This is a genomic window from Rhodanobacter ginsengisoli (genome assembly GCF_042657065.1).
In the GTDB taxonomy this organism is placed as follows: Bacteria; Pseudomonadota; Gammaproteobacteria; order Xanthomonadales; family Rhodanobacteraceae; genus Rhodanobacter; species Rhodanobacter ginsengisoli.
Genome location: NZ_JBHSNF010000001.1, coordinates 1,252,033 through 1,276,118, shown reverse-complemented (window position 1 = coordinate 1,276,118; position 24,086 = coordinate 1,252,033). Strand labels below are relative to the sequence as shown.

At 66.1% G+C, this 24,086-nt stretch carries 39 protein-coding genes; 38 read left to right on the top strand and 1 reads right to left on the bottom strand.

Translation table 11 applies throughout. The features are described 5' to 3' along the window. The first annotated feature begins 1 nt into the window (after position 1). The 11 genes from ACFPPA_RS05770 to ACFPPA_RS05720 are packed head-to-tail and all read left to right on the top strand — an operon-like array spanning position 2 to position 3,589. The gene (locus ACFPPA_RS05770; RefSeq protein ID WP_377318148.1) at positions 2-457 is read left to right on the top strand and encodes a hypothetical protein; all 456 of its coding nucleotides are present in this window, start codon (positions 2-4) and stop codon (positions 455-457) included. Next, positions 454-954, top strand: coding sequence for a hypothetical protein (locus ACFPPA_RS05765; RefSeq protein WP_377318146.1), 501 nt, complete (start codon positions 454-456; stop codon positions 952-954). Before ACFPPA_RS05770 ends, ACFPPA_RS05765 begins: the two co-directional genes overlap by 4 nt. Next, positions 951-1,253, top strand: coding sequence for a hypothetical protein (locus tag ACFPPA_RS05760; RefSeq protein WP_377318144.1), 303 nt, complete (start codon positions 951-953; stop codon positions 1,251-1,253). The genes ACFPPA_RS05765 and ACFPPA_RS05760 overlap by 4 nt, the downstream gene beginning before the upstream one ends. Further along, positions 1,250-1,387 carry a hypothetical protein gene (locus tag ACFPPA_RS05755; protein WP_377318142.1) on the top strand — a complete coding sequence of 46 codons (138 nt, stop codon included), beginning with the start codon at positions 1,250-1,252 and terminating at the stop codon, positions 1,385-1,387. Before ACFPPA_RS05760 ends, ACFPPA_RS05755 begins: the two co-directional genes overlap by 4 nt. Beyond that, a complete protein-coding gene (locus tag ACFPPA_RS05750) occupies positions 1,384-1,776 on the top strand; it encodes a hypothetical protein (protein WP_377318140.1) in 393 nt (130 codons plus the stop codon). The genes ACFPPA_RS05755 and ACFPPA_RS05750 overlap by 4 nt, the downstream gene beginning before the upstream one ends. Next, entirely contained in the window at positions 1,776-1,988 is a 213-nt protein-coding gene (locus ACFPPA_RS05745) for a hypothetical protein (RefSeq protein WP_377318138.1), read from the top strand. Before ACFPPA_RS05750 ends, ACFPPA_RS05745 begins: the two co-directional genes overlap by 1 nt. Continuing rightward, a complete protein-coding gene (locus tag ACFPPA_RS05740) occupies positions 1,969-2,421 on the top strand; it encodes a gp16 family protein (protein ID WP_377318136.1) in 453 nt (150 codons plus the stop codon). The genes ACFPPA_RS05745 and ACFPPA_RS05740 overlap by 20 nt, the downstream gene beginning before the upstream one ends. After that, complete coding sequence (locus tag ACFPPA_RS05735) at positions 2,421-2,681, top strand: hypothetical protein (protein ID WP_377318134.1); 261 nt, start codon at positions 2,421-2,423, stop codon at positions 2,679-2,681. Before ACFPPA_RS05740 ends, ACFPPA_RS05735 begins: the two co-directional genes overlap by 1 nt. Further along, positions 2,674-2,919, top strand: coding sequence for a hypothetical protein (locus tag ACFPPA_RS05730; RefSeq protein ID WP_377318132.1), 246 nt, complete (start codon positions 2,674-2,676; stop codon positions 2,917-2,919). Before ACFPPA_RS05735 ends, ACFPPA_RS05730 begins: the two co-directional genes overlap by 8 nt. Further along, the gene (locus tag ACFPPA_RS05725; RefSeq protein ID WP_377318130.1) at positions 2,919-3,332 is read left to right on the top strand and encodes a Mor transcription activator family protein; all 414 of its coding nucleotides are present in this window, start codon (positions 2,919-2,921) and stop codon (positions 3,330-3,332) included. The genes ACFPPA_RS05730 and ACFPPA_RS05725 overlap by 1 nt, the downstream gene beginning before the upstream one ends. Continuing rightward, positions 3,329-3,589, top strand: a complete 261-nt coding sequence (locus tag ACFPPA_RS05720) for a hypothetical protein (protein ID WP_377318128.1) — start codon at positions 3,329-3,331, stop codon at positions 3,587-3,589. The genes ACFPPA_RS05725 and ACFPPA_RS05720 overlap by 4 nt, the downstream gene beginning before the upstream one ends. Here the strand turns inward: ACFPPA_RS05720 and ACFPPA_RS05715 are convergent, their stop codons facing one another. Next, positions 3,590-4,084 (bottom strand): hypothetical protein, encoded by a 495-nt coding sequence (locus ACFPPA_RS05715; protein ID WP_377318126.1) that lies wholly within the window; start codon positions 4,082-4,084, stop codon positions 3,590-3,592. A 231-nt stretch (positions 4,085-4,315) separates the two neighbouring features. On the opposite strand from ACFPPA_RS05715, the gene ACFPPA_RS05710 reads away from it, so the two are divergent. The 27 genes from ACFPPA_RS05710 (at position 4,316) to ACFPPA_RS05580 (ending at position 24,083) form a co-directional block, all read left to right on the top strand. After that, positions 4,316-4,639: a putative holin gene (locus ACFPPA_RS05710; RefSeq protein ID WP_377318124.1), complete on the top strand. Its 324-nt coding sequence runs from the start codon at positions 4,316-4,318 to the stop codon at positions 4,637-4,639. Next, the gene (locus ACFPPA_RS05705) at positions 4,636-4,830 is read left to right on the top strand and encodes a hypothetical protein (RefSeq protein ID WP_377318122.1); all 195 of its coding nucleotides are present in this window, start codon (positions 4,636-4,638) and stop codon (positions 4,828-4,830) included. Before ACFPPA_RS05710 ends, ACFPPA_RS05705 begins: the two co-directional genes overlap by 4 nt. Continuing rightward, positions 4,827-5,576 (top strand): transglycosylase SLT domain-containing protein, encoded by a 750-nt coding sequence (locus ACFPPA_RS05700; protein WP_377318120.1) that lies wholly within the window; start codon positions 4,827-4,829, stop codon positions 5,574-5,576. Before ACFPPA_RS05705 ends, ACFPPA_RS05700 begins: the two co-directional genes overlap by 4 nt. Next, positions 5,573-6,016, top strand: a complete 444-nt coding sequence (locus ACFPPA_RS05695; protein WP_377318118.1) for a hypothetical protein — start codon at positions 5,573-5,575, stop codon at positions 6,014-6,016. The genes ACFPPA_RS05700 and ACFPPA_RS05695 overlap by 4 nt, the downstream gene beginning before the upstream one ends. A gap of 7 nt (positions 6,017-6,023) precedes the next feature. After that, a complete protein-coding gene (locus ACFPPA_RS05690) occupies positions 6,024-6,257 on the top strand; it encodes a hypothetical protein (protein ID WP_377318116.1) in 234 nt (77 codons plus the stop codon). Then, positions 6,254-6,496 (top strand): TraR/DksA family transcriptional regulator, encoded by a 243-nt coding sequence (locus ACFPPA_RS05685; RefSeq protein WP_377318114.1) that lies wholly within the window; start codon positions 6,254-6,256, stop codon positions 6,494-6,496. Before ACFPPA_RS05690 ends, ACFPPA_RS05685 begins: the two co-directional genes overlap by 4 nt. After that, positions 6,493-6,786, top strand: a complete 294-nt coding sequence (locus tag ACFPPA_RS05680) for a DUF2730 family protein (RefSeq protein WP_377318112.1) — start codon at positions 6,493-6,495, stop codon at positions 6,784-6,786. The genes ACFPPA_RS05685 and ACFPPA_RS05680 overlap by 4 nt, the downstream gene beginning before the upstream one ends. After that, on the top strand, positions 6,783-7,091 hold the full coding sequence (locus ACFPPA_RS05675) for a VpaChn25_0724 family phage protein (protein WP_377318110.1): 309 nt from the start codon (positions 6,783-6,785) through the stop codon (positions 7,089-7,091). The genes ACFPPA_RS05680 and ACFPPA_RS05675 overlap by 4 nt, the downstream gene beginning before the upstream one ends. Positions 7,092-7,095: 4 nt before the next feature. Then, positions 7,096-7,650 carry a phage protein Gp27 family protein gene (locus tag ACFPPA_RS05670; protein WP_377318108.1) on the top strand — a complete coding sequence of 185 codons (555 nt, stop codon included), beginning with the start codon at positions 7,096-7,098 and terminating at the stop codon, positions 7,648-7,650. Then, on the top strand, positions 7,650-9,329 hold the full coding sequence (locus ACFPPA_RS05665) for a hypothetical protein (RefSeq protein WP_377318106.1): 1,680 nt from the start codon (positions 7,650-7,652) through the stop codon (positions 9,327-9,329). Before ACFPPA_RS05670 ends, ACFPPA_RS05665 begins: the two co-directional genes overlap by 1 nt. Then, entirely contained in the window at positions 9,323-10,924 is a 1,602-nt protein-coding gene (locus tag ACFPPA_RS05660; protein WP_377318104.1) for a DUF935 domain-containing protein, read from the top strand. Before ACFPPA_RS05665 ends, ACFPPA_RS05660 begins: the two co-directional genes overlap by 7 nt. Then, entirely contained in the window at positions 10,921-11,163 is a 243-nt protein-coding gene (locus tag ACFPPA_RS05655; protein WP_377318102.1) for a hypothetical protein, read from the top strand. Before ACFPPA_RS05660 ends, ACFPPA_RS05655 begins: the two co-directional genes overlap by 4 nt. Further along, positions 11,156-12,424 (top strand): phage head morphogenesis protein, encoded by a 1,269-nt coding sequence (locus tag ACFPPA_RS05650; RefSeq protein ID WP_377318100.1) that lies wholly within the window; start codon positions 11,156-11,158, stop codon positions 12,422-12,424. The genes ACFPPA_RS05655 and ACFPPA_RS05650 overlap by 8 nt, the downstream gene beginning before the upstream one ends. Continuing rightward, a complete protein-coding gene (locus tag ACFPPA_RS05645) occupies positions 12,424-13,014 on the top strand; it encodes a phage virion morphogenesis protein (RefSeq protein ID WP_377318098.1) in 591 nt (196 codons plus the stop codon). Before ACFPPA_RS05650 ends, ACFPPA_RS05645 begins: the two co-directional genes overlap by 1 nt. 235 nt (positions 13,015-13,249) lie before the next feature. Further along, on the top strand, positions 13,250-14,353 hold the full coding sequence (locus ACFPPA_RS05640; protein WP_377318096.1) for a phage protease: 1,104 nt from the start codon (positions 13,250-13,252) through the stop codon (positions 14,351-14,353). A 63-nt stretch (positions 14,354-14,416) separates the two neighbouring features. Then, the gene (locus ACFPPA_RS05635) at positions 14,417-14,821 is read left to right on the top strand and encodes a hypothetical protein (protein ID WP_377318094.1); all 405 of its coding nucleotides are present in this window, start codon (positions 14,417-14,419) and stop codon (positions 14,819-14,821) included. 76 nt (positions 14,822-14,897) lie between these two features. After that, positions 14,898-15,797 carry a Mu-like prophage major head subunit gpT family protein gene (locus ACFPPA_RS05630; RefSeq protein WP_377318092.1) on the top strand — a complete coding sequence of 300 codons (900 nt, stop codon included), beginning with the start codon at positions 14,898-14,900 and terminating at the stop codon, positions 15,795-15,797. Between the two features lie 85 nt (positions 15,798-15,882). Then, a complete protein-coding gene (locus tag ACFPPA_RS05625; protein WP_377318090.1) occupies positions 15,883-16,398 on the top strand; it encodes a hypothetical protein in 516 nt (171 codons plus the stop codon). A gap of 99 nt (positions 16,399-16,497) precedes the next feature. Continuing rightward, positions 16,498-16,728, top strand: coding sequence for a hypothetical protein (locus ACFPPA_RS05620; RefSeq protein ID WP_377318088.1), 231 nt, complete (start codon positions 16,498-16,500; stop codon positions 16,726-16,728). 3 nt (positions 16,729-16,731) lie between these two features. Further along, complete coding sequence (locus ACFPPA_RS05615; RefSeq protein ID WP_377318086.1) at positions 16,732-17,244, top strand: gp436 family protein; 513 nt, start codon at positions 16,732-16,734, stop codon at positions 17,242-17,244. Next, positions 17,241-17,708, top strand: coding sequence for a phage tail terminator protein (locus ACFPPA_RS05610; protein WP_377318084.1), 468 nt, complete (start codon positions 17,241-17,243; stop codon positions 17,706-17,708). Before ACFPPA_RS05615 ends, ACFPPA_RS05610 begins: the two co-directional genes overlap by 4 nt. A gap of 2 nt (positions 17,709-17,710) precedes the next feature. Next, positions 17,711-17,878: a DUF7210 family protein gene (locus tag ACFPPA_RS05605; protein WP_377318082.1), complete on the top strand. Its 168-nt coding sequence runs from the start codon at positions 17,711-17,713 to the stop codon at positions 17,876-17,878. Continuing rightward, on the top strand, positions 17,878-18,636 hold the full coding sequence (locus tag ACFPPA_RS05600) for a phage tail tube protein (RefSeq protein WP_377318080.1): 759 nt from the start codon (positions 17,878-17,880) through the stop codon (positions 18,634-18,636). The genes ACFPPA_RS05605 and ACFPPA_RS05600 overlap by 1 nt, the downstream gene beginning before the upstream one ends. A gap of 90 nt (positions 18,637-18,726) precedes the next feature. After that, positions 18,727-19,281: a DUF6631 family protein gene (locus ACFPPA_RS05595; protein ID WP_377318078.1), complete on the top strand. Its 555-nt coding sequence runs from the start codon at positions 18,727-18,729 to the stop codon at positions 19,279-19,281. Positions 19,282-19,456: 175 nt separating this feature from the next. Continuing rightward, positions 19,457-22,333 (top strand): phage tail length tape measure family protein, encoded by a 2,877-nt coding sequence (locus tag ACFPPA_RS05590; RefSeq protein ID WP_377318076.1) that lies wholly within the window; start codon positions 19,457-19,459, stop codon positions 22,331-22,333. Then, positions 22,333-23,199, top strand: coding sequence for a hypothetical protein (locus ACFPPA_RS05585; RefSeq protein ID WP_377318074.1), 867 nt, complete (start codon positions 22,333-22,335; stop codon positions 23,197-23,199). Before ACFPPA_RS05590 ends, ACFPPA_RS05585 begins: the two co-directional genes overlap by 1 nt. Then, the gene (locus ACFPPA_RS05580) at positions 23,199-24,083 is read left to right on the top strand and encodes a hypothetical protein (protein ID WP_377318072.1); all 885 of its coding nucleotides are present in this window, start codon (positions 23,199-23,201) and stop codon (positions 24,081-24,083) included. The genes ACFPPA_RS05585 and ACFPPA_RS05580 overlap by 1 nt, the downstream gene beginning before the upstream one ends. The last annotated feature ends 3 nt before the right edge of the window (positions 24,084-24,086 follow it).

Below are 24,086 nucleotides of genomic sequence, written 5' to 3'. Positions count from 1 at the left end.
CATGGCCGAGATCCTGGAACAGCGCACCACCTGCATGCTGCAGGTCAACACCAGCGGCAGCTGGCGCAACGTGTTGACGTTCGACCCGTCGCGGCGCGCCGCGATCATCGCCGGTCTTGCCGGGCTGGCCAGCATCCTGGGCGACGGCACCACCTGGTGCATTCACCACCCGGACGGCAAGCGCGAATGGCTGCACGCGGAGGACTTCGCGGTAGCACCAAGCTGGCAGCCGGTAACCGCCGACCAACCACCCGCGCTGCAGGATGTGATGGTCAGCGCCTACGCGCCCGACGACAAGGTGCCGCATACGTTCATGGCCTGGCGCGGCACGACTCCCGGCGGCCTCAAAGTGTGGATGCTCAGTGGCGTCGATTGCGAAGAGCTGCGCATGGAGGTTTATGCCTTCGCCCCGATCATCGAGCCAGCGCCGATGCCGACGCAGCAGGTGGCGGCATGACGATCCGCTATTTCCGATTCGCCCAGGCCGAGGTGCTCGCCGCAGTCAAGGTGTATTGCGCGCAGTGCGACGAATTGAGCCGACAGGCCGTCGCGCTTGCTAAAGCGTTCGATGCCAAGCCGGTCTATCAGACCGGCGTCAGCGGCCGCTCGTTTTACGGCATCAAGTTCGCCGCACCGCTGGCGTCAGAGTTGTGGACGAAGGCATCCAAGCAAACGGCTGGCTGCCAGTTCCCGCGTCGCCGTGCGCGCGCGAGCTTGCGTAATGAGCTTGCGGATATCCGCGATCGTTGGGACGCGCTTAAGCCCACCATGAAACCCGACCTGGACGCGGTGTGGAAAGCCTGCGGCACCGACTGGGGCGTGCTGATCCTGTCGGGCGTCGGCTACGTCATCACGCCGGACGCGTTCTACGTGGGCACTTCTACGTGTCTGACCAAGGGTGAAGAAATCACCGGTGGCCAGTACGAAAAGGCCAGCAGCGGAGTGAAGGTATGAAAATCCTCTACGAACTGGAAACGCCGTGGCCGACAGACGTGAAGAACTCCGAAGGCTTCGAGTCGCTCACCTGGTCCAAGCACGGAGAGATTCCCTTTCTCCCAGTCGCCGGCATGCATATCGACAGTGGCGACGGCGACCTGCGGGAGGTGTTGGAGGTCTACTGGCAAGCCGAGGAACCCGATCGCGTGGCGGTCTTCTTCGAGGACGAAGGCGCGCGCGACCTGTGTTACTGGCAGCGCGGCGGCTGGCAATCCGAGGATCTGCCGAAGATCCCGGCCAAGAGGCGCAAGGCATGAAAGCCGGCCTCCTATTCCGTCCCGGCAGCCTGTGGATCGGCGCGCACTGGTCGCCGTATCACCGCCGCTGGTGCATCAACCTGGTGCCGTGCGTGACCTTGTGGATCGCGTTGGCGGGAGGCGATGAGCCGTGACTCGCGACGAATGCCTGAAGGTCGAGCAGCTCCTGGTGTTTCCGGGTGCGTCGGTGCGCCTGCAGTGCGACCAGTACTACGTCGCGCTGGAGGTGCAACGCGACAAGATGCGCATGGTGGTGATGGTCTACGTCGACGGCTACTTCAAGGGGAAATGGATCACCGAGGACTGCGAGGAGCGCCGCCGCTTCCTGCGGCCCATAACCCATCGGCCGAAGCCCTACACGCCCAAGCAGGTAAGGCTCCTGGGCAAGAAATGGTGCGACGCGCAGCGCGAGAAGCACACGCACACCTATTACCTGCCGATCTGGACATCAACGCGCGCGCTGTTGCGCCACCTGCACAAGCACAACAGCTCGGTCGAGCTGGTAGCGACACGGGAGGAGTGATGGCCGTTCGCGCCCACAACATGAAAGAGCGCCGCGCTCACTTCGAGTTCGCCCTGTGGGCGGTACAGCAGCCGAAGCCACCCACCGTGGCCGAGGTGCGGGCGCTTACCGGGCTCAGCTACGAATCCGCCCGGCGCTGGAAGAACGACTGGTGCGCCGCGCTCTCACCCGTAAAACGACTGGAGAAGCCGCATGGCCAAGCCGATCACTAAGTCATCGCGCAACCGCGAGCTGGCCGCCATCCACGTGCTGGCCAGCAAGCGGCTGCGCCTGGACCGCGACACCTACGTCGCGCTGCTGCAGCGCGTGGGCAGCGTGCGCAGCAGCGCCGACCTGGACCAGCGCGGCCGCGCCAAGGTGCTGGACGAGCTGCGCCGCCTGGCCGGCGAAGGCCAGCAGCAGATGCGCAACGCCGTGAACCTGCCCGACGCGCCGCAGAACGTGCGCGACGAGATCGCCGGCATGGTGACCAAGGTCGGCGCGCTGCTGGCCGAGGCGGGCAAGAGCTGGAACTACGCGCACGGCACCGCCAAACGCATGTTCAAGGTGCACCGCGTCGAGTGGTTGCGCGCCGACCAGCTGCATAAATTGGTGGCGGCGTTGAGCTATGCACAGAAGCGCGCACGCGCGAAGGGAGGCCAGTGATGTCGATCATCAACCCGCTATCGCCGCAGGAGATCCGCAAACGCTTCACGCACCGCGGCTGGTTCGCCTTCTGCCCGGTGTACCTGGCCGAGGAAGGCGCCGACGGCATGCTGGTCAGCGAGCGCAACGGCGTGCCGGCCTGGGTGATGGGCGCGGCCGAGGCGTTCATGGGCGTGGCGATCTTCCTGCTCTGCGCCATCAACCCCCGCTACGAGCCGCAATGGGGCTTCATCGTTACAGGAGAGATTGAGCATGAATGACAAAGATATTCAAAGGGAACTGGACGCAGGCGCTGAATTGACCGGCGTCGTTCTTTCCGAGTTGCCGGCTGGTCCCGTAAGCATGGAACGCATGTCCATGTTTCTCGGAGGCGTGTTGGGCAGCGTCTCGGCCCGCAACGGATTCGAGTGGACGCACCGCCTGTTGGAACAGCTTCAACGAACACTGCGCGAAGGTGAGCGTCAAGTCCGCGCTGGTGCGACGAAGACGAAACACTGATGAGCGACATGTTCGAGCACGCCCCCACCGACGCCGAGCTGGCGGGCATCGAGTCGCCCAGCGAGCGCTGGCCCAGCACGCTGGCGGAGCTGGTCGACGTGCTGCGCGCCACGTTCCAGCGGCGCGGCCGCGACGAGGCGGCGGCGATCGCCGAGGCGCAGCAGGCCGTGCTGGCCATCGGCACGTACCTGGGCGGCCGGCAGATCTACCTGCCATCCGGCGAGAGCCTGCAGACGGCGCTGCGCGATCGCCGGATCTACCTGGAGTATAAGGGCGTCAACAAGGGCGAGCTGGCACGGCGCTACGATGTGAGCGAGCGGCGCATCGAGCAGATCGCCGCCGAGCAACGGGCGATCCACATCCGGCGGATTCAGCCGGATCTGTTTGCACAAGCTGACCGGGGAACGGCATGAAAGCGGGCGAGCTGATATTGACGACGTGCGACGAGTACGCGGACAAATCCAACTTGTGGCTGATGCGGGTGCTCAAAGACGGTGACCTGCAGGCGCTGGCCAAGCAATTCGACACCGAGTGGAAGTGGCTGCCGGGCAGTCCTTCGGCGCATTACGCCTTCGGGGCGTGGCTTGTCGAACACGGCTGGGTGGAATACGTGAGTTACTCGGAACGCCACCTCGGCAGCTACGGCGAGCTGGAACCGGATGACGCCTGATCACTCCAGGTAACTGGCCACCGTCCACACCTCGGCCTGACTACCGTTTATCAGCATGCTCACCTTCACCGCGCCCGAGATCGGACGCCGCTCCAGCACCGACACCGTCACCGCCTGCGCGCCGGTGGCCATGCACTGTCGCTGGAATGCCTGGGCCTGCTGGCCCTTGGTCTGCGCTTCCTGCTGTGCCGCGGCGGCCTGGCTGGCCTGCACCTGCGACGAACCGCTCGCCCCGTACCCGTTGCGGATGGCTTCTTCCTGGGCGGCCATGTTGCCCAGCATGCCGTTGGCCTGGTGGGCCAGCTGCTCAAACTTGATGGTGGCGTCGATGCGCTTCATCACCACGCTGCCGGGCTCACCGGCAAGGTTCGGCTGGGCCAGCATGGCCAGCGCCGACTCGGTTTCGCATACGACCGCGTCGGGCTTGAGGCCCTCAGCGAAGACGGCAATGGGCGCGAACAGCAGCGCGGCGGCAAGCAGATGCATGAGCTTCATGGTGGTCCCCGGTGTCCTTGTCCCGCGATCTTAATGCCACTATCCTCGTTTGCGTGTAGTCCCCAGCCCCGCCCATGTGCGGGGCTTTTTCTTGAGCGAAAGGTTTCGTCCACGCTCAATACCCCCACTCGCACATCCTGACGCCGCAGCGTGCTACCTCCCCTTGGCGCGCTGCACGCCGGCGGGGCTGTTCCCCTGCAGTCCCGCCGGCTCCTATTCAGGAGCCGGTGCATGGACTTCAAATCCCGTTTGAGCGCGACTTACCAGGGCTTTGCCGCCGCCCTGGATGACTTCGGCCGCATGGCGCTATGGGCGCTGTTGAGCGTGCTGTTGCTGGTGGTGATCGCCTGGTTCCTCAACCCGGCCAAGATCGGCAGCTACCTGTGGATCGTGAGCAAGCTGAGCCTGGCCGCGGTGCTGGGCTACGGCTTCGACCGTGCGGCCTCGCCGTATGCGCGCCCGCACCAGCTCGACGGCATCGAGCGCGCGATGGCGCAGACGCGACGCGCCACGCTGATGGCCGCGGCGATCGTGGCGGCGGGGTTGATGCCATGAACTGGCTGCTTTACGTCATCGGCGCGTTGTTCATCGTTCGCGGTATGTGGTTGATCCCAACCACCGAACGCGAGGCACGGTATCGACAGGCGCCGTATCGCGCGCTTCGCGGCGCGATCTACGTGTTGTATGGCACGGTCGCCGTATTGATCGCGTGCGGCCTGAAAGCCGCCGTGGTGCTTGCGCCATGATCGGCGCACTCCTGCTCCTGCTGGTCGGCGCCTCGATCGTCTACGACGCGACCGCCCGACGCATGGTGGGTTTCCTGCCGCCGCCGCGCTGGCAGATGCCCGTCGGCATCGGCATGTGCGTCGCCGGGCTGATCCTGCTGGCGACGGTGGCCAACGCCTCGCCCACGACACCGACACCCGCCCAGATGCGCGTGACGGTTCCCGAGGTCAACACCATGTACCGCCGTTACGTCGAGCAGGCTGCGGCCGAGGAATGGGGCGTGGATGGCTCGCCGGCACGGCTGGCGGCGCAGATCCACCAGGAGTCGAGCTGGAACGCGCAGGCGCGCAGCCCGGTCGGCGCCGAGGGCCTGGCGCAGTTCATGCCGTCGACCGGCGCATGGATCGCCGAGGCGTTCCCCGACAAGCTCGGCCAGTTCGATCCGTGGGACCCGCAACAGGCCGCGCTGGCCGCGGCCGTGTATGACGCCTGGCTGGTCAAGCGCAACCCTGGAACCACGGCATGCGATAGCTGGGCCTTCGGCCTCAGCGCCTACAACGGCGGCGAGAAGCGCCTGCACCAGGAGATGCAGCTGGCCGAGCGCCGGCGCCTCGACGCCGGTACCTGGTTCGGCAGCGTGAGCGACCAGCGCGCGCGCAGCGCGGCCGCATGGCGCGAGAACCGCGGCTACGTGCGGCGGATCCTGCTGGTGCTGGAACCCGCCTACCTCGATGCCGGCTGGTCCGGCAAGGCGGTCTGCACATGAAGTACGTCTACGCACTGCTGGCGTTGCTGGCGCTTGCCGTCGCGTTGGAATGGCATGGCCACCATCGCGGTTATGACGACGGCGTGGCCGCGACGCAGAAGTCCGCTCAGAAACAGATCGATGCTGCCAACGGCGACCGCAACTTTGCGATCGCCGAACGCGATGCCACCGCTCAGACGCTGGCGAACGTGCAGCGATTGCTGGACGCCAAGAAACGCGAACTGCAGGTGGCCAACTACTTCGCCGACGCCGCGATGGCCGAGCGCGCCGGCTTACAGAAACAACTGACTGCGGCCACTGCCGCACGCGACGATGCATTGAGGAAGGCCGCCCATGATTCGCCCGATTGCGCTGACCTGGCTCATCTGCCTATTTGCCCTGCCGTCGCTGAGCGGCTGTGGGGCACTACGGCCGGCGCCCAAGCCGACGCCCGTCATTGAAGTACCCGTGCCCGCTTACCGGCCGCTCGACGAAGCGTTGACGAAGCCGATCGCGGAGCCTGCGCCGCCGGCGGCGCATTGCAGCTGGCGCGGTGCGCCGGCCGTGTGCGTACTGGACGGGCTGGCGTGGATCGAGCAATGGCGCGGCAAGTTGCAGGGAGCCAACGCCGATCGCGCCACGTCCGCGCGCGTGAGCGCCGGCGCCGCATCCACTACACCCACACCCGGAGCACAGCGTTGACCGATGACATCGACAGCGCGCAGGAAAGCGACGCACAGGACCGCGACCGCGCGATGGCCGAGACGCTGCGGCGCATTGCGGATGCGCATGCGCCGCGCAATACGTCGATCGACGGCATCTGCATCGACTGCGACGAACCGATCGAGCCGGCGCGGCTGGCCGCGCTGGACCACAAGACAAGCCGCTGCGCGAGCTGCGCAGCGGATCACGAACACCGCTTGAAGGGCTACCGCCGATGAACGAAGTCATCGCCGCCGTAATCATCGCGCTGCTACTGATCAACCTGATCGGCCTGCTGGTGGTCGGTGCGCGCATCACTACCCAGTCCACCGACAGCAGGCAGCACGAGCGCCGGATCACGGTGTTGGAGGGGCGCGTGGACAACCTTCCCACCCATCGCGACCTCACTTCCTTGCGCAGCGACATCAGCCAAGTCGTGGAGACGGTGGCCACGATCAGCGGCCAGGTGCAGTCCATGACGCAAATGCTGCGAACGATCCAGGAACATCTGTTGGAGAACGACCGATGAGCAAGACCTTCACTGACCGCCTGCGCGAGGACCGCCGCCTGGTGCTGCTGCGCCTGCTCAGCGAGCAGCCCGGCTACCGCGCCAACAGCAGCAACCTGCACGCCGGCCTGTACGCCCTGGGGATCGCCGCCACACGCGACGACGTGACCACCGACTTGCATTGGCTGAAAGAGCAGTCGCTGGTGCGGCTGGAATCGCTGCCGGAGGTACCCGACCTGGTGATTGCCACCATCACCTCGCGCGGTGACGACGTGGTGAGCGGCGTGGCGATCGTGCCGGGCGTGCGCCGCCCTGGGCCGCGGTAACGCCATGCCCCGCGCATCGAGCATCAAGCGCCTGCCGGACGAGCAGCGCCGCTACCTTGAGAAGCTGATCCGGGCCGACCGGCACACGTTGAACGAGATCCTCGCGCAGGTGCGCGAACGGTTCCCAGAAGCGGCCGTGCCCAGCCGCAGCGCGGTCGGTCGTTACAGCCAACAGGTCAGCGAGCTGGCCGGCCGCATGCGCGATATCCAGGCCGCCAGCACCGCCCTGGTGTCCGAACTGGGCGAAGATCCGAATGACCGCGCCGGTCAGTTGCTGGTGCAGGCAGTGACCACGCTGGCCACGGATGCCGCACTGAAAGCACAGAGCGGTGGCGACGATGGCGTGTCCATCAAGCAGATCGGCGAGCTGGCGCGTGGCGCCAAGGCCGTACTGCAGGCGCGCAAGATGAGCCTGGCCGAGCGGCAACAGATTGCGAAAGAGGCACGCGAGGCGCTGCAGCGCGAGCAGGACGTCAACCTGCAGGAGGCCGCTCGCGCCCAGGGTCTCGGCCCCGAGCAGGTGGAGTTCTGGCGAAAGAAAGTGCTGGGTATCGGGTAATGGCCGACGGCACAGTGCGCCCACTGAGCAGCACCCTGCGCAGCGTCGAGTGGGACGAGCTGCCGGCCAGCGTGCGAGAGGTGCCGGACGGGTTCAACCCGCTTGCCGACGGCGTGCTGATGGCGCACCAGTCGGCTTTCCTGGCGATTCATGCCTCGATCAAAGTGGCGTCGAAGGGCCGCCGCACCGGCATTACGTTTGCTGTGGCGCTGGATTGCACGATCAAGGCCGCGTCGCGCAAGAGTGCTGGCGGCGACAACATCTATTACATCGGCGACACCAAGGAAAAGGGCCTGGAGTTCGTCGGCTACTGCGCCAAGTTCGCGCGTGTCATCGCGCAGGCGCAGGGCACGGGTGTATCGAGCATCGAAGAGTTCCTGTTCGAGGACCAGGACGAGAACGGCCACACACGCAACATCACCTCGTATCGCATCCGCTTTGCCAGCGGGTTCCAGATCACTGCGCTGTCGTCACGCCCCGCGAACATACGCGGCCTCCAGGGCGTGGTTGTCATCGACGAAGCGGCATTCCATCCCGACGTTCAGGGCGTGCTCGATGCCGCTACGGCGCTGCTGATTTGGGGCGGCGAGATCATCATCATTTCCAGCCATAACGGGCGCAATAACCCATTTAACCAGCTGATCAAGGACATCGAGGAAGGCCGCTACGGCGAGGACGCCAAGGTGTTCACCGTGACATTCGACGATGCGGTGGGCAACGGCATCTACGAGCGCGTGTGCATGATGAAGGGCTGGACGCCCAGCGCCGAAGGCAAAGCCAAGTGGTACGCCAAGATCCGCAACGGCTACGGCACCCGAAAGGCGGCAATGCGCGAGGAGCTCGATGCGATCCCGCGTGACGGCAATGGCGTGTGCATCCCAGGTGTGTGGATCGACCAGGCGATGGTGCCTGGGCGCAAGGTGCTGCGCCTGGCGCTGGACAGCGACTTCACCGAAAAGTCCATGCTCGAACGCGAGTCCTATGTCGAGGATTGGATACAGCGTTACCTGAAGCCCGAGCTGGCCAAGCTGGATCCGACGCTGCGTCATGTGTTCGCGCAGGACTGGGCACGTCACCGCGACTTCTCAATTGCCGGCCCAGTCGCCATTCACCAGGACATGCGCCGCTCGGTGCCGTTCGTGATCGAGATGAACAATGTGCCGGCGCGCCAGCAGGAGCAGATCGTCTGGACGATGATCGACGGTCTTCCGCGCCGCTGTGGCGGTGCGATGGATGCCACTGGATCGGGCGAGACCTTCGCGGAATACACCGGCGACAAATACGGCGCCAGCGTGCATCAGGTCAAACTCAGCCGGAACTGGTACGGCACCTGGATGCCCAAGCTGATCCAGGCGCACGAAGATGCCACGATCGATTATCCGGCCGATGCGGACCTGGCCAACGACGTGCGCGCAATCGAGGATGTCGACGGCATCCCGTTGATCGTCGCCACACGCCGCAAGGATCTGAAAGACCCTGACCTGTACCGACACGGCGATTTTGCCGTGTTCCTGGTGCTGGCGTGGTTTGCCACGCTCAACTTGTCCGCCGAGATCGCCTGGGACGCGCTGCCCAAACAACCCCGCGGCTTCGACAACCTCACCGACGACAACGGCGGCATGCGCATGCGCGCCGACGACAGCGCCGACTTTGCACTACCGGAATCCAAAGCATGGTGACCTCCACGATCCTGGGCCCGGATGGCCAGCCCATCCGCACCGCCGACCTGGCCGAGCCGCAGACCAGCCGCAGCATGCAGCTGCGCAACGAATGGCAGGGGCACCCGAGCCGCGGGCTGACGCCGTCGCGCGTCGCGTCCATTCTGGAAAGCGCCGAGCAAGGCGACCTGGTGGCGCAGTGCGAGCTCTATGAGGACATGGAGGAAAAGGACGGCCACCTTGCCAGCGAGATGCTCAAGCGGCGCGGCGCGATCCGGCAGCTGGAATGGGACATCGTGCCGCCCAGCTCCCCGTACGCGAAGGAAAAGGCCAACGCCAAGCAGGTGAAGGAGCTGCTTGCCGAGATCCCCGACTTCGACGAGATGATCTTCAACGTCACGGACGCGATCGGCAAGGGTTATGCCTGCCTGGAGATCGAGTGGCATCGCCTCGACGGTTACTGGCTGCCCAAGACCATCACGCACCGGCCGCAGAGCTGGTTCCATATCTACCGCGGCTACCGCGAAGAGGTGCGCCTGCGCAATGGCACGGCCGACGGCGAGCCGCTGAACCCGTTCGGCTGGATCACGCACACGCACAAGGCCAAGAGCGGCTACCTGGCGCGCAGCGGCATGTTCCGGGTGCTGGTGTGGCCGTACCTGTTCAAGAACTACAGCGTCGCGGATCTGGCCGAGTTCCTGGAGATCTACGGCATCCCGCTGCGCGTGGGAAAATACCCGCCCGGCAGCAGCAAACAGGACAAGACGACTCTGCTGCGCGCATTGGCCGAGCTGGGCCACAACGCTGCCGGCATCGTGCCCGAAGGCATGACGCTGGAGTTCCACGACCCGGCTACCGGCGACCCGAAGTCGTTCCAGGCCATGATCGACTGGTGCGAGAAAACCCAGAGCAAGGTCATCCTGGGCGGCACGCTGACCAGCCAGGCCGACGGCAAGACGTCGACCAACGCCCTGGGCAAGGTACACGATGACGTGCGCAAGGATCTGCGCGACGGCGACGCCAAACAGATCGCCGCCACGCTCACCCGCGACCTGATCTATCCCATCGCCGTGCTCAATGGCTTGGCCGACAGCATCCGCCGCGGGCCGCGCTTCACGTTCCCGGTCGAGGAAACGGAAGACATCGAGACCTATTCCACGGCGCTGCCGGCGCTGGTGAACATTGGCTTCAAGATCCCGCGCAAGTGGGCGCAGGAACGGCTGGGCGTACCCGAGCCGGAGGCCGACGACGCGGATCTGCTGGTGGCGGCAAAGCCTGCTGCACCGGCCGCGCCGCCGGCACCGGCCGAGCCGACGGCCAAGGTCCCGCCCGGCACCGCCGCGGCCAGCGCGCAGATCCCGACCGATCCCCAGGACCCGCCCGCGCGCATGGTGGGCCAGCTCGACGCCGCGGTGTCGCCGGCGATCGGCGACTGGCTGGCGCAGATCCGCGCGCTGGCCAGCCGCGTCGATTCGCTCGATGCGCTGCGCGATGGCATCCTGCAGCTCGTGCCCGATATGAGCCTGGAGCAGTACGCCGAGGCGATGGCCCAGGGGTTGGCCGCGGCGGCGCTCGCGGGCCGGTACGAGATCCTGCAGGAGGCGGGCTCGCTATGACGCAGGCAGGCTTCAAGGATTTCTGGGCGACCCTCGCGCTGGCGGTCGTGGTCGGCCTGTTGCTTGCCGCCAAGCTCACCGGCGAGGAGTTCGTCAACGCGTTCACCTGGCTGGTGTCCGTGTACCTGCTCGGCCAGGCCGCTGGCATCGTCGCGCAGGGCTGGATGGCGCAGTCGGTCACCAAGGTGCAGCTCACCGCGCAAGCCGCGGTGAAGCCACGGGAGGCAAGTGGTGGCTGACCGCGTCGCCTACGGCTCGCTCCCATTCAAGGAACAGATCGCGTTCTTCCGCAACAAACGGAACGTGCTCACCGAAGCCTGGACCGACGTGTGGGAGGCCGAACACGACCACGCGTTCATGGTCGCCGGCGCCAACCGCATCGACCTGCTGGTCGACCTGCGCGCGGCGGTGGACAAGGCGATCGCCGAAGGCACCGGACTGGAGGCGTTCCGTCACGACTTCGACGCCATCGTGGCCAAGTACGGCTGGGCCTACAACGGTGGGCGGAACTGGCGCACACGCGTCATCTACGAGACCAATCTGCGAACCAGCTACGCCGCTGGTCGCTACGCCCAACTGCAGGCGCTGAAGAGCGTGCGGCCGTTCTGGCGTTACCGACACAGCGACGCCGTGCAGCATCCGCGCCCGATGCACCTGGCATGGAATGGCCTGGTGCTGGCCGCCGACGACACCTGGTGGGCCACGCATTACCCGCCAAACGGGTGGGGCTGCCAGTGCACGGTCGAAGCGCTGAACGCCCGCGACCTGAAACGCCTGGGCAAGGATGGACCGGACACCGCACCGCCGGTCGACATGCAGCAAGTGCTGGTGGGCAAGAACGGCCCGCACCCGCGCCAAGTGGAAACACCGGCCGGCGTGGATCCTGGCTTCGGCTATGCGCCGGGCAAGAGCGCGTTCGAGCGCGGCATGCCGCCCGTGCAGGTTCCGCCCTCGCGCCAGCTGCTTGTGCGCTTCACCCAGGACACGATCAACAAGGCCGCGCAGCTGCCGGCGCTTGCCGGCGCCGAGCTGCTGGGCCAGCTGCTGGCGCGGGCAGGCATTGCCCAGGTGCTCGATGCCACCTTCACGGCATGGCACCGATGGCTGATCGGGATCGGGCTGGCGGGCGCCGCCAGCGTTCCGAGCAATGACCTGGTCGTGGGTTCGCTCGATCGCGATACCGTGAAGGCACTTGCCGCCGCTGGCGTGGTGCCGGGCAGCGCCCCGATCGGCGCCGGCGACGCCTCGGTGGCGCGTGCGTCGAATGGTGGCGTGCCTGGTCAGGTGCGCGACGCCGATGCCGTACTGCTCGATCGTGCCAGCGGGCAGCTGCTGTACGTGAACACCGGCGTGGGTGGGCCTGCGACCGTAGTCAGGGTACAGCTGACCAAGGTTCCAGGCGCGATCAACACGTACGTCGGCACCGAGACCGTACCGGGGGGGAGTTTGTCCGGACGATTGGCATCCGGCGAGCTGGTCTTGTTGCAGGGTGAGCTGTAATGGCGGGCGCACGCATCGAGGTCGAGGTCGATGCTGCCACCGCTACCGCGGCGCTGGACTACGTCTCGGTCAAGCTCAGCCCGGAGGGACGGACGCTGCTGCTGTCCGACATCGGCGAGTATCTGCTGCGCTCCACGCGCGATCGCGCCGCGCAGGAGCTCTCGCCCGATGGTGAGCATTGGCGCGCCCTGGAACCGAACTACGCGAAATGGAAATCCGGCAAGCGCCCAGGCGTGCCGATCCTGAAGTTCGACAACCACATGATCGGCGACCAGCTTTCGCGCCAGGTGGAGGGCGACACGTTGCTGATGGGCACCAATGCGCCCTATGGCGCCGCACACCAGTTCGGCGCCGACATCAATATCCCCGCGCACCAGGCCGAGGTGTTTTTCCACCATGCCAAGGGCGAGGTAAGCCCGCAGTTCGTCAACAAGGCCAAATCCAACTTCGCCCAGGCCGTGACCATCCCCGCGCATACGGTGACGCTGCCGGCACGCCCTTGGCTGGGCGTCAGCGACGTCGACGCCGACGAGATCGTCACGCTGAGCCGCGATCACCTGCTCGGCAACATGCCCGGAGCCGCTTCCTAACGCGCGCCTGTGCGCGCCGCGCGGCTCCACGGGCGCGGCACTGGTACGCCTTCCAGGGGCCTCGGCGTTTTTAAACGGGTTTTAAATGCCTTCAAACGCCATTGGGGCGGCTTGCCGGCACCGCACCCGGCGGCGTAGGCTGCGAAAGCGGCGCTGACCGGGTGGTTTCCTCCCCGGATCATTCAGCGAAATGTTTCGCTCCACCTGCCCAGGGTGGCATCACGACACTGGGCACATGCCCCGTCGTACATCCCTCGCCATTGCCCTTGCCGCCTGCGCGTTCGCGCTGGTGCCGGGTGCCGACACCACCATCGAGTTGCAGCTGACGCCGGCGGGAGATTTCCGTCCAAGCGACGGCCGCTCGATCCCGGTGCCGCATTGGCATATCGACCAGGCCGTGGCCAGCAAGGTCATCGCGCGGTTCGCCGCCCGCAAGAATCCAGCCGTCGTCGACTATGAGCACCAGACGCTCCACAAGGAGACCAACGGCCAGCCTGCGCCCGCCGCCGCCTGGATCAAGGGCCTGGTGTGGCATGAAGGCCGGGGACTGTTCGGCACCGTCGAGCTGACGGCGCGCGCCCGCCAGGCGATCAACGACGGCGAGTACCTGTTTGTCAGTCCCGTATTCACGTACGACCGCCAGACCGGCGACGTGCTGGATATCCAGATGGCCGCGATCACCAACACGGCGGCCATCGACGGCATGGAGCCGCTCGCGCTCCGTGCTGCCGCCACCTTCGGCATCAACCTCGACGAGGAACCATCCATGAACAAGCTGCTGCTGGCGGTGTGCACCGCGCTCGCTCTCGCCGCCACCACGACCGAAGACCAGGCCGTGGAAGCGCTGAATACCCATTTCAAGACCGACCCGCTGGCGGACATCCGCAAGGCGCTCGGCGCCGACCCCAAGGACAAGCCCGAGGCACTGGTGGCCGCGTGCACCGCTCTCAAGACCAAGGCCGAGGCCAGCTCGGCCGAGCCGGATCCGGCGAAGTACGTGCCGGTCAGCGTGCTGGAGTCGGTCAAGACCGACCTGGCCGCGCTCACTGCCAAGGTGCAGGGCGCCGACGTGGATGCCCTGGTCAGCGCCGGCCTGGAAGACGGCCGCCTGCTCAAGGCCCAGGAAGACTGGGCACGCAAGCTGGGCAAGTCCGACATCGCGGCGCTCACTGCCTATCTGGACAGCGCCGCGCCCATCGCCGCGCTCAACAACAGTCAGACGCACGGCAAGCAGCCCATCGTCGACGAGGCCAACGGCCTGAACGCCGAGCAGTTGGCGGTGTGCAGCGCCACCGGCATCGACCCCAAGGACTTCGCCGCGGCCGCCAAGGCTGCCTGACCCCTACCCGACGCGCGGCCGTAGCCGCCTGAGTCTCGAACTCCAGTCCTTGAGGAACATGCAATGACCGCAACCACCGAAGGCCGCAACACCAAGCGTCGCGACGGCAAGCAGTTCAGCTACCCGGCCGCGGCCAGCCTGTGCCTGGCCGGCACCATCGCGGTGCTCAACGCCGCCGGCAACGCCGAGATGGGCACCACCGCCACCGCCAAGGTCTCCGTCGGCGTGTTCGACGAAACCGTCGACAACACCGGCGGCGCCGCCGGCGGCGTGCAGGTCGCAGTGCGCCGCGGCTGTTTCCAGTTCGCCAACTCGGCAAGCACCGACGCGCTGGCCAACACCGACATCGGCGCCACCTGCTACATCGTCGACAACCAGACCGTGGCCAAGACCGACGGCTCTGCCTCGCGCTCCAAGGCGGGCGTGGTGCGCAGCGTCGACGCCGGTGGCGTGTGGGTCGAGTTCTGACCTGCTGACCCGACACACCTTCCGTAGCCGAGCCGTGGAACCGGCTGGCCCAGGCTAAATCCAAGAGGCTCCAAACATGCTCATCAATGCAGGCAATCTGAAAACCCTGGCCATTGCCTTCAAGGCGGCATTCCAGGGCGGTCTCGGCCAGGCCGCATCGCAGTACCAGGTCATCGCCACCACTGTGCCGTCCACCACCGGCAGCGAGGAATACGGCTGGCTCGGCTCGTTCCCCAACATGCGGGAATGGATCGGCGATCGCGTCATCAACGGCGCCAAGTCGTATGGCTACACGATCAAGAACAAGCCGTTTGAATTGACGGTAGCTGTGCCGCGCACCGCGATCGAGGACGATCAGTACGGCGTCTATACGCCAATGATGACCGAGATGGGCCGCGCGGCCGCCGCCAATCCCGACCAGCTGGCGTTCAACCTGCTCAAGGCGGGCAACGCGACCGCATGCTACGACGGCCAGTACTTCTTCGACACCGATCACCCGGTGATCGGTGCCGACGGCGCCGTGGCCAGCCAGGCCAACTACGACGACAACAGCGGCAGCGGCACCACCTGGTACCTGCTCGACAACAGCCGCGCGCTGAAGCCGATCATCTTCCAGAACCGCAAGGCGCCGAACTTCGTCAGCAAGACGGCCGAGACCGACGACAACGTGTTCGAGCGCAACGAATACGTCTACGGCGTCGACAGCCGCTGCAACGTCGGCTACGGCTTCTGGCAGCTGGCCTATGCCAGCCGCAAGACGCTGGACGAGGCGGGCCTCACCGCGGCTTACACCGCCATGTGCGAGCGCAAGGGCGACGGCGGCCGTCCGTTGGGCATCAAGCCGACCCACCTGGTCGTGCCGCCCAGCCTGGAGATCGCCGCGCTCAAGCTGGTCAACGCGACCACGCTGGCCAACGGTGCGGACAACGTCCTGAAGGGCCTCGTGCAGGTCATTTCGGTGCCGTGGCTCGCCTGACCTGACAACCCCGCAGCCGTGAAGTGAACGCGATCGGGCGGCGGCATCCGCCGCCCGCTTCGTCACAGAGCCAGGAGTCCATCGCATGCCTCTCATCACCATCAAATCCAAAACCGAGCGCTTCCGGCGCGCCGGCATCGAGTTCAGCCGCGCCGGCGTCGAGATCGAAGCCAGCGAGTTGACTCCCGAGCAGCGGTTCGCGATCGCCAGCGAACCGATGCTGACCGTCCTGGTCGACGGCGTCGCCGTGGACCGGCCCAGCGCGGAGGATCTGGCCGACATGCGCGCCGACATGCGCGCGGTGATCGAGCAACACGCCGCGGAAAAGGCCGAGGCCGAGAAAGCTGAGGCCGAGAAAGCCGCTGCGGAGAAGGCTGAGGCCGAGAAGGCCGAGGCCGAGAAAGCTGAGGCCGAGAAAGCCGCTGCGGAGAAGGCTGAGGCCGAGAAGGCCGAGGCCGAGAAAGCTGAGGCCGAGAAAGCCGCTGCGGAGAAGGCTGAGGCCGAGAAAGCTGAGGCCGAGAAAGCCGCTGCGGAGAAGGCTGAGGCCGAGAAGGCCGCGGCCGCCAAGGACAAGAAAGCCGACAAGAAGCCGGCGAAGTAATTCCGTGAGCCTGAGCAGGCGGCCGGTTGGAGCGCCGAAGTCAGCCGGTGGCCAGGAGAGCCTGGCCACCGATCACAGATCAACCAAATGAGGTTACCCATGTCCGTCCGCGCAAAGTTCCGCCTCGACACCGTTTCCACGCACAGCTGGCATGCCAACGCCCGCACGCTGAAGTTCGCGGCTACGTACGACACCTCGATCCCCGAGGATCAACGGTTTCAGGAGGCCACGCCCAGCGGCACGTTCGAGATGCTGTGCACCAACCCCGCTGCCAACGCTCAGTTCGAGCTCGGCAAGTCGTACTACTTCGACATCACCCCGGCCGACTGATCCATGTACATCACGCCCGCCCAACTTGCCGAACGACCTGGTGCCCGCGAGCTGGCCCAGGTGGCAACGCGCGAGCGTGATGCGATCGTGGTCGACGATCTGATGGACGCCACGCTGCGCGGCACCGATCGCGCGGCGTGGACGGCTGACCAGGTGGCGATCGCCGACGACGCCCTGGCGCGCATTAACGAAGCGATCGATGGCGCCGCCGGCGTGATCGACGGCTTCCTGGCGCGGCGCTACCCGCTGCCGCTGGCCGTCGTGTCGCCGATCGTGGTCGAGTGGTCGCGTTCCATCACCCGCTACCTGCTGCACAAGGACCGCATCAGCAGCGACAAGGACGATCCGATCCTGCGCGACTACCGCGACGCGCAGAAGATGCTGCAGCTCACCGCCGACGGCAAGTTCAGCCTGGGCGCCGATGACCCGGTGCTCGCCGATACCGAAGCCGCCGACGTGCAGTTCACCGGGGACGGCCGCGTATTCCGTCGCGACCCCGCGGGGCGCTACCCGTGAGCTTCGCACCCTTCGACGTGCAGCCCGTCGCCAACCGCATCCGCACGCTGGTGCCGGATCTGCGCCTGGTCGGCCTGGCGGCGGACTACGCGGCCGTGAAAAGCCTGCGCGACTTCACCCCGCCCAGCGTGTTCGTGGTGTTGGCGCAGGAGAAGTTCCAGGAAAACGCGCCCGGCCACGGCCAGCGCGGCGAGCAGGTCAAGATCACCCAGCGCGGCCTCGTCGCCGTCGGCGTCGTCATCGTGGGCCGCAACTACCGCGAGCAGCACGGCGCGCAGCTCAGCGGCGCGATGAACACGCTGATCAAAAACGTGCGCGCGCAGCTCAGCGGCTGGGTACCCGACGTACCTGGCGCACGGCCGCTGCAGCTGCAGCGTGGCGACTTGCTGCAGTACGACGACGCCACAGCGCTCTGGTGCGACGTGTGGCAAACCCAAACCCTCATCGGCGCAGAGGCGCAATGACCATGAAAGTGACCCTGAAGAAAGACCATACCCATGCCGGCAACCCGTACAAGGCCGGCGAGCCGATCGAGGTGGATCAGCACGATGCCGAGTGGCTTGCCACCAATGGCGTCATTGATCCGCTGCCCGCCAGCGGCAAGCGCGGCCAGGCCGCCGAGGAGAGCAAGTAATGAATGACTTTTCCCTTCAGGGCAAGGTATGGCTCGGCACCCGCCTGATCACCGGCCGCGCCGGTGCCATGCAGTGGCTGGGCGACAACAGCGAGCTGAGCCTCAAGCTCACCACCGACAAAAGCGAGCGCACGGAGAGCTATAGCGGCCAGCGCCTGACCAGCGCGGTGCTGCAGAAGGCCAAGAAAGCCGAGATCAGCATCAAGCCGAACCAGCTCAACCCGCGCGTGTTGGCGCTGGCGCTGTACGCCAATATCGTGGAGACGATAGCTGGCACGGTCACGGCCGAACCGCTGCCGGACGGCCTGGTGGTGGGCGACACCGTGGTGCTCGATCACCCGTACAGCAGCGCGCATGTCATCACCGACAGCACGGGCACGCCGGTCACGTTGGTGCCAGGTACCGATTACAAGGTCGAGTCGGCCGAGGCCTCGCTGATCACGCTGCTGTCGCTTGGCTCGCCGGCGTTCACTCCGCCGCTCAAGGTCGCCTACAGCTACGCCAAGAGCGCAGATACGGCGATGTTCACCGCGCCGATCCCCGAGAAGTACCTGGTGTTCGACGGCATCAACACGCTCACTGGCGAGCACCTGTTGCTGCGTCTGTACCGCTGCCAGTTCGATCCGGTCAGCCAGATGGACTTCATCAGCGCCGACCTGGGCGAACTGTCGCTGAGCGGTTCGGTGCTGTTCGACACCATCAACGCCGCCGACGCCACCCTGGGCGGCTTCGGCAAGCTGCAGATCCCGGGCAGCTGATCGGGCGGGTAACCGCACGCCGACAACCAGGAGGCGCTGCACGGCACGACACCGGCAGCGCCTCGATCGCCATCCACGACCGAGAACCACATGGCCCGCAAAGTCACTCCAAAGAAAACCGCGCGGCCCGATGAGGGCCGTAATGACGTGGCCGTGATGCACCCGGAGCTCTCGCTGCCGATCGACGGCCGCGTTGTCGTGGTGCACGAGTACGGCTTCACCCAGGGCCTGCGCGTGCGGGCGCGTGCGAAGGCGCTGGTCTCGGATCTGCAGGCGTCGATCGAGGTGGGCGAGGCACTCACCGAAGACATGATGGATGTGCTGGCCACCCACGGCGAGCTGCTGAAGGATCTGATGGCGGAGAGCCTGGTGCGGCTGCCGCCCGAGGCCGACGCCGAGGCGATCGCTTCCGCCTTAGCCATCGAGCGCGCCTGGGTCGGCCAGCTGGGCGACGCTGACGGCAACCTGCTGCTGTCTGCCTGGTGGGGTGTCTGCGGCCCTTTTTTCGTGAGGCAAGTCGCAAGGCGAATCAGCCAAACGATCCAGCTGCGCGGACCACGCGCTGGGCCGACGTCTACATCGCCCTCACCGCCGCCGGATACGGAACCCCCGCCGAGCTCGGCCGGTACACCGAGCGACAGCTGAAGCTCTTCCATGCCCGGCTCAACCACCAGCAGAAAGTACGCCGCGCTGAACTGATCGAGGACATCTCCACAGCCTACGGCGGATGCCAGAGCAAGGACGCCATCAAGGCCATGCAGCGGCGCATCGATGAGCTGCTGCGCGACACCCCTTCACCCGAGTAACCAGGTTCCCTCCAATGGCCGACCGCAATCTCGACATTGCCCTGCGCATCAAGGCCGACCTGGATACGGCCCGCAAGCAGGTCGACCAGCTGAACACGTCGCTCGACCACACCCAGAATGTGGGCAAGGGCGTGGACTCGGCGCTGGGCGCGGCCACCAAGCGCGTCGAGGACATGCAGAACAAGGCCGCCGTACTCGGCCAGACGATGACCGGCACCGGCACCGCGATCGATGCGGTCGATACGAAGGCCACCAAGCTGGGCAAAACCGCGGTCGAGCTCGGCAAGAACCTCTCGAACGGCGACATCCCTGCCGCCGGCAAGAACCTGGTGGCCCTGGGCGGCGGTTTCACCAGCGCGGTCACCGCCGCCGACATCCTCATCTTCAACGTCGCCGGCGTGGTGGCCGTGCTGGGCGCGGTGGCCGTGGCCGCGTACCAGGGCGCCGCCGAAGAGCGGGAGCTGAATCGCGAGATCACATCCACCGGCAACTTTGCCGGCGTGACCGCGCCGCAGGTGCGCTTCATGGCGGACCAGATCGCTCGCGTCACGGGCGAATCGGCGCCGGCCGCGTTGGCATTGAAGCTGCTGATCGAATCCGGCCAGGTCACCGGCAAGCGTCTGCAGCAGGCCGCGCAGCTGGCCACTGACCTGTCGACGGTCACCGGGCAGAGCATCGACAAGTCCGTGGCGGCGATCGTGAAGCTGCAGGATGACCCGGTCGCCGCGATCCGCGCACTAGACAGCGCCTACCACCTGCTCACCCTGACGCAGTACGAGCAGATCAAGGCGCTGGAGGCCGAAGGCAACGCCGAGGGTGCTGCGCAGCTTGCCCAAGACGCCGCCGCGGCGGCATTGGCCCAGCGTGCGGCCACCGTGCGCCAGAACCTCGGCTTGCTGGAGCGCGCCTGGAACGAGGTAAAGGAAACGGCTACGGCGGCCTGGGGTGCCATGAAGGGCATCGGCCGCGATTCCAACAACACCGACGACTTCAACACAGCGAACGCCAATCTGCAGGCCATCAAGAACCGCCTGCCGCAAACCAAGGGCCTGTCCGACCAGCAGTTGCTTGCGGCGGCGTCGACGCCCGGCGACCCGAACCATGCGTTCCTCGCTGGCGACCTGGGCACCATCCAGATGCTGTTGGCGCAGAAGAACGCTGCAGCCGCCGGCGCGCAGATGGAGCAGTGGGTCGCCGCCAATGAAGGCGAGCGCAAGCAGATCGAGGCCGAGGCCAAGAAGGCCAGCGACACCATGTCGGTCTACCTGAAGTCGGCGAAAGCCGACCAGGACAAGGCGGCCGAGATCAAGACGATCAAGGCCGCCACGCTGAAGCTGATCGCCGAGAACCCTGCCGGCGCTGATCAGTACCGCGCCGACGAGACGAAAGCGCTGGCGTTCATCGAGAAAAAGTACAAGCCGCCGAAGACGCCCAAGGTCAAGGACACCACCAACGCCCTGGCCGCCGCGCAGAAACAGCTGGAAAGCCAGATCCTCAGCCTGGGCAGCACGGCCATCGGGCCTGTCACTGGCATCTGGGACAAGTACACCAAGGCCATGCTCGATGCCGCCGATGCCGGCGGCAAGGCGATCAAGGCCGGCGGTGATGTGGCCGGCGTGCAGGCGCAAGTCAGCAAGGTGCAGGATCTGGCCGCCGCTGCGCGCGATCGCGCCCTGGCCGACCAGCAGCGCGGCCTGCAGGTGGCGTACCTGCAGGCGACTGGACAGAACGCCGAAGCGGCGAAGCTGCAGATCGAGCAGCAGTACGGCGAGCTGCTCGCCGACATGCAGCGACGCGGCGACGAGGCCGGCGTGAAGCTGGTCAAGTCGCTGATCAACGTCGGCGAGGCCCAGGCACAGCTGCAGCAGCTGCAACAGCAGATCAACCTGGTGCTCAGCGAGCAGAGCCGGCAGGAACAGAACATCCAGGCGGAGCAGCAGGCCGGCCTGATCAGCGAATACAGCGCGCGTAAGCAGATCCTCGATCTACACCATGCCACTGCGACGCAGCTGGACACGCTGATCCCCAAGATGCGCGAGCTGGTAGCCGCCACCGGCGATCCGCGCGCGGTCGAGCAGCTGAAGAACCTGGAAGCCGAGCTCGCCCGCCTCAAGCTCGACACGAACGACCTTAAAACCGCCTTTGAAAGCGGTTTGACCAGCGGCCTCGAACAGGCCCTGATGGGCCTGGCCACGCGCACCATGACGGTAGGCCAGGCGTTCAAGCAGCTGGCGCTCACGGTGGCGCAGAGCCTCGCCCAGGTGGCGGCTCGCGCGCTGGCCGCCAAGGCGATCGACGCGATCGGCAACCTGTTCGGCGGCAACAACCAGAAGGCCGACGTCGGCGCCGGCGCCACCAAGCTGGCGGTGGCCGGCGGCATCGTGGGTGGCGCGTCGGCGTTGCTGGGCACCAGCGCCGACAAGCTGCAGGCCGCCGCCACCACGCTGCTGATCGCCAACAGCATGTCGATCGCCGGCGGCTTCGCCGAGGGTGGCTGGACCGGCCCTGGCGGCAAGTGGGAACCGGCCGGCATCGTGCACCGCGGCGAATACGTGCAGCCGCAGTACCGCATGCAGGAACCCGGCGCGATCTCATTCATGCGCGACTTCCACGCGATGGGCATGGACGCGATCGGCGCCTGGGCAGTGCCCGGCTACGCCGACGGCGGCCTGGTCGACGCGCCGCGCCTGCCTGCATCCACAGCTCCGCGCGCTCGCATGCCCACTACCGCCGCCAACGATGCGCGCGGGGCCCCGAGCGTGTCCCTGCGCAACGTCAACGTCATCGACCCGAGCCTGGTGGGCGACTACCTGGACGGCAGCGACGGAGAAACCAAAGTCATGAACATCATTTCCCGCAACGAAACCAAGATCCGGCAGATCGCACGCTGATGGCCTACGAAATCGGCTTCGTCGACAACACGGGCACCGAGGGCCTGGCGCACTGGCAGATGCTGCTCAAGATCAAGACCTTCGCCGAGGCCAACGGCTGGACCACGCTGCGCTACGTCAACCCCACGGACGGCAGCAACCGCGAGCTGATCATGCAGGGCGTCGGCCTGAGTGGTACCGAGCAGATCTTCGTCGGCTTCCGCAGCTACCACGACGCCACCGCGGACTATTACAACCTGAGCGTGGCTGGCTTCACCGGCTACGTGCCGGGCAACACGTTCATCACCCAGCCTGGCTACCGCGAGAGCGGCGTGCCGGCACACAACCAGCGCGTCGACTACTGGCTGGTCGTGAACGCACAGCGCATCACCTTTGCCTGGAAGGTCGGCGTCGGCGTTTACCAGACGGGCTACGTCGGCAAGATGTTCCCGTTCGGCACGCCCGGACAGTACCCGTATCCGCTGGTGGTGGCCGGCATGCTCGTCGGTGTGCCGGCAACGCGCTACTCAGCGACCGCCGGTTACGCCATGCCGTACACCGGCAACCGCGCTAACCTGGCGATGCGCTTCCTTGACGGCACCTGGAAACAGCCCTTCGGCTACCCCTACAGCAACACCGTGCTGGCCGGCAACTCGGCCGGGTCGCAGTACGCGCTGCGCGATTCGGCTGGCATCTACCCGATCACCGCCGTGACCCTCTTCGACAATACGCCCAACGTGTACGGGAAGCTCGACGGCATCAACCACATGAGCGGCTTCAACACCGTCGTCGAGGACACCATGACGATCGCCGGCAAGAACTACGTGGTGATCCGCGACACGGTGAACACCGGGTTCAACAGCTATCTCGCGATGGAGCTTTCCTGATGGCCTTCACCACCGGCACCGCCAACTCGATGGCAGATGTGCTGACGGCCCTGCAGGCCGCCTGCACCACGGGCGGCTGGACGCTCTCTGGCAACGTATTGTGGAAGGGCAACTGCTACGTGAGCGTGGTGGCCAGCGCTACGAACCTGATTGCGCAGGGTGGTCTGGGCATTGATGGAAGCAATGCGCTGACCACGCCATGCCCTACCTCGCGTGTTCTGCAGGCGCCAGGCTTTGCACCGGTGACCTGGCCGGCTACCTACTTCATTTTTGTCTATGCCAATGAGGTGTACCTGGTACTTCGTTACGGCCTCGACACTTATCTCTACCTGGCGTTCGGCGACTCGGCGTTGCCCGGCGCGGCGGCTGGCATGGGTGTGTGGTTTGGCGCCAGCTCGCCGCTGATCAATCCGACCGACGTATATCAGTACTGGGACCGTGCGGGCGGTTGGGTCGACAACTTCGGGCATTACGTGCACATCGGTGGCATGTTCTTCGCATCGTTCTTAAACGCCAACAACGCCATCATCTACTCGCCGCTCGACGCCGCAGGGTGGATAGGCGGCCGCGCCGCCGACATCGGTGGCGACCTGGTCAAAGTCCAGCCAAATGCATGGAACGGTGAGAGCACGCTGGTACCGATCCAGCCGTTCCATGTGCGCGCGAGCAACAAAATTAGTGTGATCGCAGAGCTGACGTATGCCCGCATGGTTCGCATCGACAACATCGAGCCGGAAGCCATTGTCACGCTCGGCACCGACGAATGGATGGTGTTTCCCTGGTACAAGAAATCGACGGCAGCGCGCGATGGCAGCGGTTCCATCGCGGCTTCCGATGGCACTCACACCGGCACGTTCGGCTGGGCAATTCGCAAAAACGGCTGACGA

Coding starts and splice junctions, on each gene's coding strand:
- ACFPPA_RS05615 (WP_377318086.1), top strand. CDS start 16,732: ATGTACATCACGCCCGCCCAACTTGCCGAACGACCTGGTGCCCGCGAG.
- ACFPPA_RS05735 (WP_377318134.1), top strand. CDS start 2,421: ATGTCGATCATCAACCCGCTATCGCCGCAGGAGATCCGCAAACGCTTC.
- ACFPPA_RS05620 (WP_377318088.1), top strand. CDS start 16,498: ATGTCCGTCCGCGCAAAGTTCCGCCTCGACACCGTTTCCACGCACAGC.
- ACFPPA_RS05640 (WP_377318096.1), top strand. CDS start 13,250: ATGCCCCGTCGTACATCCCTCGCCATTGCCCTTGCCGCCTGCGCGTTC.
- ACFPPA_RS05645 (WP_377318098.1), top strand. CDS start 12,424: ATGGCGGGCGCACGCATCGAGGTCGAGGTCGATGCTGCCACCGCTACC.
- ACFPPA_RS05755 (WP_377318142.1), top strand. CDS start 1,250: ATGAAAGCCGGCCTCCTATTCCGTCCCGGCAGCCTGTGGATCGGCGCG.
- ACFPPA_RS05680 (WP_377318112.1), top strand. CDS start 6,493: ATGAACGAAGTCATCGCCGCCGTAATCATCGCGCTGCTACTGATCAAC.
- ACFPPA_RS05730 (WP_377318132.1), top strand. CDS start 2,674: ATGAATGACAAAGATATTCAAAGGGAACTGGACGCAGGCGCTGAATTG.
- ACFPPA_RS05765 (WP_377318146.1), top strand. CDS start 454: ATGACGATCCGCTATTTCCGATTCGCCCAGGCCGAGGTGCTCGCCGCA.
- ACFPPA_RS05590 (WP_377318076.1), top strand. CDS start 19,457: ATGGCCGACCGCAATCTCGACATTGCCCTGCGCATCAAGGCCGACCTG.
- ACFPPA_RS05665 (WP_377318106.1), top strand. CDS start 7,650: ATGGCCGACGGCACAGTGCGCCCACTGAGCAGCACCCTGCGCAGCGTC.
- ACFPPA_RS05660 (WP_377318104.1), top strand. CDS start 9,323: ATGGTGACCTCCACGATCCTGGGCCCGGATGGCCAGCCCATCCGCACC.
- ACFPPA_RS05695 (WP_377318118.1), top strand. CDS start 5,573: ATGAAGTACGTCTACGCACTGCTGGCGTTGCTGGCGCTTGCCGTCGCG.
- ACFPPA_RS05740 (WP_377318136.1), top strand. CDS start 1,969: ATGGCCAAGCCGATCACTAAGTCATCGCGCAACCGCGAGCTGGCCGCC.
- ACFPPA_RS05700 (WP_377318120.1), top strand. CDS start 4,827: ATGATCGGCGCACTCCTGCTCCTGCTGGTCGGCGCCTCGATCGTCTAC.
- ACFPPA_RS05595 (WP_377318078.1), top strand. CDS start 18,727: ATGGCCCGCAAAGTCACTCCAAAGAAAACCGCGCGGCCCGATGAGGGC.
- ACFPPA_RS05630 (WP_377318092.1), top strand. CDS start 14,898: ATGCTCATCAATGCAGGCAATCTGAAAACCCTGGCCATTGCCTTCAAG.
- ACFPPA_RS05600 (WP_377318080.1), top strand. CDS start 17,878: ATGAATGACTTTTCCCTTCAGGGCAAGGTATGGCTCGGCACCCGCCTG.
- ACFPPA_RS05580 (WP_377318072.1), top strand. CDS start 23,199: ATGGCCTTCACCACCGGCACCGCCAACTCGATGGCAGATGTGCTGACG.
- ACFPPA_RS05705 (WP_377318122.1), top strand. CDS start 4,636: ATGAACTGGCTGCTTTACGTCATCGGCGCGTTGTTCATCGTTCGCGGT.
- ACFPPA_RS05745 (WP_377318138.1), top strand. CDS start 1,776: ATGGCCGTTCGCGCCCACAACATGAAAGAGCGCCGCGCTCACTTCGAG.
- ACFPPA_RS05760 (WP_377318144.1), top strand. CDS start 951: ATGAAAATCCTCTACGAACTGGAAACGCCGTGGCCGACAGACGTGAAG.
- ACFPPA_RS05635 (WP_377318094.1), top strand. CDS start 14,417: ATGACCGCAACCACCGAAGGCCGCAACACCAAGCGTCGCGACGGCAAG.
- ACFPPA_RS05605 (WP_377318082.1), top strand. CDS start 17,711: ATGAAAGTGACCCTGAAGAAAGACCATACCCATGCCGGCAACCCGTAC.
- ACFPPA_RS05655 (WP_377318102.1), top strand. CDS start 10,921: ATGACGCAGGCAGGCTTCAAGGATTTCTGGGCGACCCTCGCGCTGGCG.
- ACFPPA_RS05675 (WP_377318110.1), top strand. CDS start 6,783: ATGAGCAAGACCTTCACTGACCGCCTGCGCGAGGACCGCCGCCTGGTG.
- ACFPPA_RS05670 (WP_377318108.1), top strand. CDS start 7,096: ATGCCCCGCGCATCGAGCATCAAGCGCCTGCCGGACGAGCAGCGCCGC.
- ACFPPA_RS05625 (WP_377318090.1), top strand. CDS start 15,883: ATGCCTCTCATCACCATCAAATCCAAAACCGAGCGCTTCCGGCGCGCC.
- ACFPPA_RS05710 (WP_377318124.1), top strand. CDS start 4,316: ATGGACTTCAAATCCCGTTTGAGCGCGACTTACCAGGGCTTTGCCGCC.
- ACFPPA_RS05715 (WP_377318126.1), bottom strand. CDS start 4,084: ATGAAGCTCATGCATCTGCTTGCCGCCGCGCTGCTGTTCGCGCCCATT.
- ACFPPA_RS05585 (WP_377318074.1), top strand. CDS start 22,333: ATGGCCTACGAAATCGGCTTCGTCGACAACACGGGCACCGAGGGCCTG.
- ACFPPA_RS05720 (WP_377318128.1), top strand. CDS start 3,329: ATGAAAGCGGGCGAGCTGATATTGACGACGTGCGACGAGTACGCGGAC.
- ACFPPA_RS05770 (WP_377318148.1), top strand. CDS start 2: ATGGCCGAGATCCTGGAACAGCGCACCACCTGCATGCTGCAGGTCAAC.
- ACFPPA_RS05725 (WP_377318130.1), top strand. CDS start 2,919: ATGAGCGACATGTTCGAGCACGCCCCCACCGACGCCGAGCTGGCGGGC.